The sequence below is a fragment of the Arthrobacter sp. I3 genome (assembly GCF_000520575.1).
Lineage (GTDB): Bacteria > Actinomycetota > Actinomycetes > Actinomycetales > Micrococcaceae > Arthrobacter > Arthrobacter humicola_A.
This window is the reverse complement of the sequence record NZ_KI914921.1, coordinates 1-4,864: the sequence shown is the minus strand read 5'-3', so window position 1 is coordinate 4,864 and position 4,864 is coordinate 1. Positions and strand designations below refer to the sequence as shown.

3 protein-coding genes are annotated in these 4,864 nt (G+C 68.8%); all 3 read left to right on the top strand.

The features are described 5' to 3' along the window. Nucleotides 1–89 precede the first annotated feature (89 nt). Nucleotides 90–3,761, top strand: a complete 3,672-nt coding sequence (mfd, locus tag Y706_RS0109955) for a transcription-repair coupling factor (protein ID WP_028276478.1) — start codon at nucleotides 90–92, stop codon at nucleotides 3,759–3,761. Nucleotides 3,762–3,765: 4 nt separating this feature from the next. Continuing rightward, a complete protein-coding gene (locus Y706_RS0109950; protein ID WP_018774647.1) occupies nucleotides 3,766–4,596 on the top strand; it encodes a metal-dependent hydrolase in 831 nt (276 codons plus the stop codon). Nucleotides 4,597–4,701: 105 nt separating this feature from the next. Next, nucleotides 4,702–4,864, top strand: a 163-nt coding sequence (locus Y706_RS28065) for a helix-turn-helix domain-containing protein (RefSeq protein ID WP_156945111.1), incomplete at its 3' end; no start/stop codon positions are given.

The following is a 4,864-nucleotide window of genomic DNA, read 5'->3' as shown; positions in this document are numbered from 1 at the left end:
TCCGCGGTAGGCTTGGAGGGCCCGGGATTCTCGCGAATTTCGGCTATTCGTGTTGCCTGCACCCCGTGATCCCATCAGGAGCAACAGCTATGAGCCTCAACGGCCCCTCTCTCACCGGTTTGCGCCGTGTCCTCGCCGAAGACCGGAACTACGCCCGGATCCAGGCCGAGGCCGCCCGCGGGTTCGCGGCCCGCAGCGAGGATTACCAGATCAGCGCCCCGGCCGGGATGCGGTCCACGCTGCTCGCGGAAATGGCGGACGGACTCGCGACCCTGGCGGGAAGCGAAACCGGCTCTGCAGGGGCTGGCCGGGGAGTGCCCGTGGTCCTGGCCGTCACCGCGACCGGCCGCGAGGCCGAGGACCTGACCGAGGCCCTGCGCGCCTTTCTGCCGGCCGAGACGATCGCGGAGTTCCCCAGCTGGGAGACGCTGCCGCATGAGCGGCTCTCCCCGCGCTCGGACACCGTGGGCCGGCGGCTGTCGGTGCTGCGGCGGCTCGCGCACCCCGAATCGTCCACCGCCGGTGCGCTGCGCGTGGTGGTGGCCCCCGTCCGCGCCGTCGTGCAGCCGATCGTCGCCGGCCTCGGCGAACTGGTGCCGGTGACCTTGAAAGTCGGCCAGGAGGCCCCCTTCCGCGGTGTCGTCAAGAGCTTGGCCGACGCCGCCTACGCCCGGGTGGACATGGTGACCCGCCGCGGCGAATTCGCCGTCCGCGGCGGCATGCTGGACGTCTTCCCGCCCACCGAGGACCACCCCATCCGGGTCGAGTTCTTTGGTGACGAGGTGGACCAGATGCGCTGGTTCGCCGTCGCCGACCAGCGCTCGCTGACCGCGCCCGGCCTGCACCATCCCACCGAACTCCATGCCCCGCCGTGCCGTGAAATCCTGATCACGCCCTCCGTCATGTCCCGCGCAGCCACCCTGAAGTCCCAGCTCCCGGCCGCCGCGGATATGCTGGAGAAAATCGCCGGCGGCATCGCCGTCGAGGGCATGGAATCGCTGGCCCCCGTGCTGGTGGACGCCATGGTCCCGTTCCTGGACCAGCTCCCGGCGGGTTCCATCGCGGTGGTGATCGAGCCGGAGAAGGTCCGCACCCGGGCCCACGACCTCGCCGCCACGAACGAGGAATTCCTCGAGGCCGCCTGGTCCACGGCGTCCGACGGCGGCACGGCGCCGCTCGATTTGACCTCTGCGGCATCCGTTGCCCTGCACTCGGCCAGCTTCCGTTCGCTGACCGAGACCCGCACCGCGGCCCTCGAGCACGGCGTCTCCTGGTGGTCCATCACCTCGCTGGCCAGCGACGAGGAGCTGCTGCCCGACGTCGACGTGCTGAACCTGCACGCCCGGGAACCCCGCGGCTACCAGGGCGACGTGGCGGAAATGATGGACTTCATCGGCTCCCGCGTCCGGGACCAGTGGCGGATCGTCGTGGTCACCGAGGGCCCGGGCCCGGCGCAGCGCCTCGCCGAACTCTTCCACGACAACGACATCCCGTGCGCGCGGGTGGACACGCTCGAGGCCGATCCGCAGGCCGGGCTGATCGAGGTGACCACCGCCGCCGTCGGCCGCGGTTTTGTCCTGGATCCGCTCAAGCTGGCGCTGCTGACCGAGGCTGACCTGCTGGGCCGGACCTCTGCCGGTTCCACGAAGGACATGCGCCGGATGCCGTCCAAGCGGCGGAATGCCGTGGATCCGCTGCAGCTCGTGGCCGGGGACTCGGTGGTGCACGAACAGCACGGCATCGGCCGGTTCGTGGAACTGATCCAGCGCAAGGTTGCCGGTGGCGGCGAGGGCGTGCGTGAATACCTGGTCCTGGAGTACGCCCCGTCCAAGCGCGGAGCCCCGGGCGACCGGCTCTTCGTGCCCACCGACCAGCTGGACCAGGTCACCCGGTACGTCGGCGGCGACACCCCGGCGCTGAGCAAGATGGGCGGCGCGGACTGGGCGAGCACCAAGTCCAAGGCCCGCAAGGCGGTCAAGGAGATCGCCGGCGAGCTGATCCGGCTGTACTCGGCCCGGATGGCCTCCCGCGGCTACGCCTTCGGCCCGGACACCCCGTGGCAGCGGGAACTGGAGGAGGCCTTCCCGTACGTGGAGACCCCGGACCAGCTGACCACCATCAACGAGGTCAAGGCCGACATGGAGCGGGAGATCCCGATGGACCGGCTGATCTCGGGCGACGTCGGCTACGGCAAGACAGAGATCGCTGTCCGGGCCGCGTTCAAGGCGGTCCAGGACGGCAAGCAGGTCGCCGTGCTGGTGCCCACCACGCTGCTCGCCCAGCAGCACTACGAGACGTTCACCGAGCGGTTTTCCGGCTTCCCCCTTGTTGTCAAGCCGCTGTCCCGCTTCCAGACCGGCAAGGAGGCCAAGGAAACCGCCGACGGCGTCAAGGCCGGTTCCGTGGACGTCGTGATCGGCACGCACCGGCTGCTGTCCAAGGACTTCGGCTTCAAGGACCTCGGCCTGGTGATCGTGGACGAGGAGCAGCGCTTCGGCGTCGAACACAAGGAAGCGCTGAAGAAGATGCGCACCAACGTCGACGTCCTGGCCATGAGCGCCACCCCGATTCCGCGCACACTCGAAATGTCCCTGACCGGCATCCGCGAAACCTCCACCCTGGCCACCCCGCCGGAGGAACGGCACCCCGTGCTGACGTACGTGGGCCCGTACACGGACAAGCAGACTTCCGCCGCGATCCGCCGTGAGCTGATGCGCGAAGGCCAGGTGTTCTTCGTCCACAACCGGGTGTCCACGATCGACCGCACCGCGGCGAAGATCCGCGAACTGGTCCCGGAGGCCCGGGTGGAGGTGGCGCACGGGCAGATGTCCGAGAGCCGGCTGGAACAGATCATCGTGGACTTCTGGGAAAAGCGCTTCGACGTCCTGGTCTGCACCACCATCATCGAGACCGGCCTGGACATCTCCAACGCCAACACCCTGATCGTGGACGGCGCGGACAAGTACGGCCTCTCCCAGCTGCACCAGCTGCGCGGACGTGTGGGCCGCGGCCGGGAACGCGCCTACGCCTACTTCCTCTACCCCTCGGAAAAACCGCTGGGCGAGGTGGCCCTGGAACGGCTCAAGGCCGTCGCGACGCACAACGAGCTCGGCGCCGGCATGCAGCTGGCCATGAAGGACCTGGAGATCCGCGGCGCCGGCAACCTGCTCGGCGGCGAGCAGTCCGGCCACATCCAGGGTGTCGGCTTCGACCTCTACATCCGGCTGGTCGGCGAGGCCGTGGCCGAATACCGGGGCGAGGCGGAGGAGAAGGCCGCCGAAATGAAGATCGAACTGCCGGTCAACGCTCACCTGCCGCACGACTACGTGCCGGGCGAACGGCTGCGCCTGGAGGCTTACCGCAAACTCGCCAGCGCCATCACCTACGAGGCGATCGAGGAGGTCCTCGCGGAACTCGTGGACCGCTACGGCGAACTGCCGCTGCCGGCCACCAACCTGATCGACGTCGCCCGGTTCCGGGTGGGCGCCCGCGAGGCCGGATTGTCCGACGTCGCGCTGCAGGGCAACTTCATCAAGTTCTCCCCGGCGCAACTGCCCGAGTCCAAGCTCATGCGCCTGACCCGGATGTACCCGGGCGCGCAGGCGAAGCCGGCCCTGGACGCCGTGCTCGTTCCGAAGCCCACGACCGCCAGGATCGGCGGCCGGGACCTGCAGGACGCCGAGATCCTGGAGTGGGCCAACGGCGTGATCCGCAACATCTTCTCCGACGCACCTGTCTCTGCCACACCGGCGGTGAAATAAAAGAATGATGGGAGGACATCACGCCGCGTCGGGAGCCGCGGCGTGGGTAGCCATTGCCTCGACCGGCCCGTATGCGCTCGGCTGGTACCCCCTGGATCCCACCGGAATCGTGATCGGCGCGATGGCGACGGCGGGGACCGCGCTGGTCTGCGACTGGGACCACCGCGCCAGCACGGTGGCGCATGCGCTGCCGCCGCTGTCCAACCTGGTGGCGCGCGGCATTGAGAACGCCAGCGGGGGCCACCGGCAGGGCACTCATTCGGTGCTGGGCGCAGCGTTCTTCGTGCTGCTGGCCACGATCGCCGGGCAGTGGCAGGTGCAGACCCAGTGGGGGCTGCTGTCCGTCGGGGCCGGCCTGCTGTGCATGTTCATGATCAACATCGCCGCGAAGGCACTGAAGCTCTTCCCGAAATTCGGCTGGATCAGCAACTGGATCGTCGGGCTGCTCATGGCCGGGCTCGTGACGTGGTTCGCGCCACACCAGTGGACCTGGCTGCCGGTTTCGATGCTTACCGGGGTGCTGGTGCACATTGTGGGGGACATGATTACCACCGGGGGAGTGCCGCTGCTCTGGCCACTGGTGATCAAGCCGCCCAAGGTCCTGCGGAAACTGCCGCTGCTGAAGAACATCTGGAGGGCCAACGGGGCGTTCTCCATCCCGCTGCTGGGCCGGGCGGGTTCGCGGCGGGAATGGTTCGTCCTGATCCCGGTGAGCGGCTACGCCATGGTGGGGATGTTTGGCGCCGGGCTGGCGGTGGCCAAGGCGCACTTCCCCGCGGCCCTGGCGCTCGGCACGGGGCTGGTCAAGGGCCTGTTCGCGCTGGTGCCCGGCTAGGTGTACTGAGCCGGGACGTTGTTGACATGTAGGGCTTGAAAACGAGGAGGACCTCCGGGCTAAGTGGAGCTGTCTAGTTCACACACTTTGCGCTCGGAGGTCCTCGTGTCCCACGTTAATGCCCGGTTGACGGTTCATGGAAGACTCCTGATCGTTGACCGGGTGGCCGCCGGTCGCCCGGTCGCCCATATCGCGGCGGAGCTGGGCGTGTCCCGGCAGACCGCGTACCGGTGGGTCAGACGTTTCCGGGCCGAGGGCGCGGCCGGGC

Bases quoted from the DNA above. Each gene is read 5' to 3' on its own strand.
- mfd (WP_028276478.1), top strand. From the start codon at position 90: ATGAGCCTCAACGGCCCCTCTCTCACCGGTTTGCGCCGTGTCCTCGCC.
- Y706_RS0109950 (WP_018774647.1), top strand. From the start codon at position 3,766: ATGATGGGAGGACATCACGCCGCGTCGGGAGCCGCGGCGTGGGTAGCC.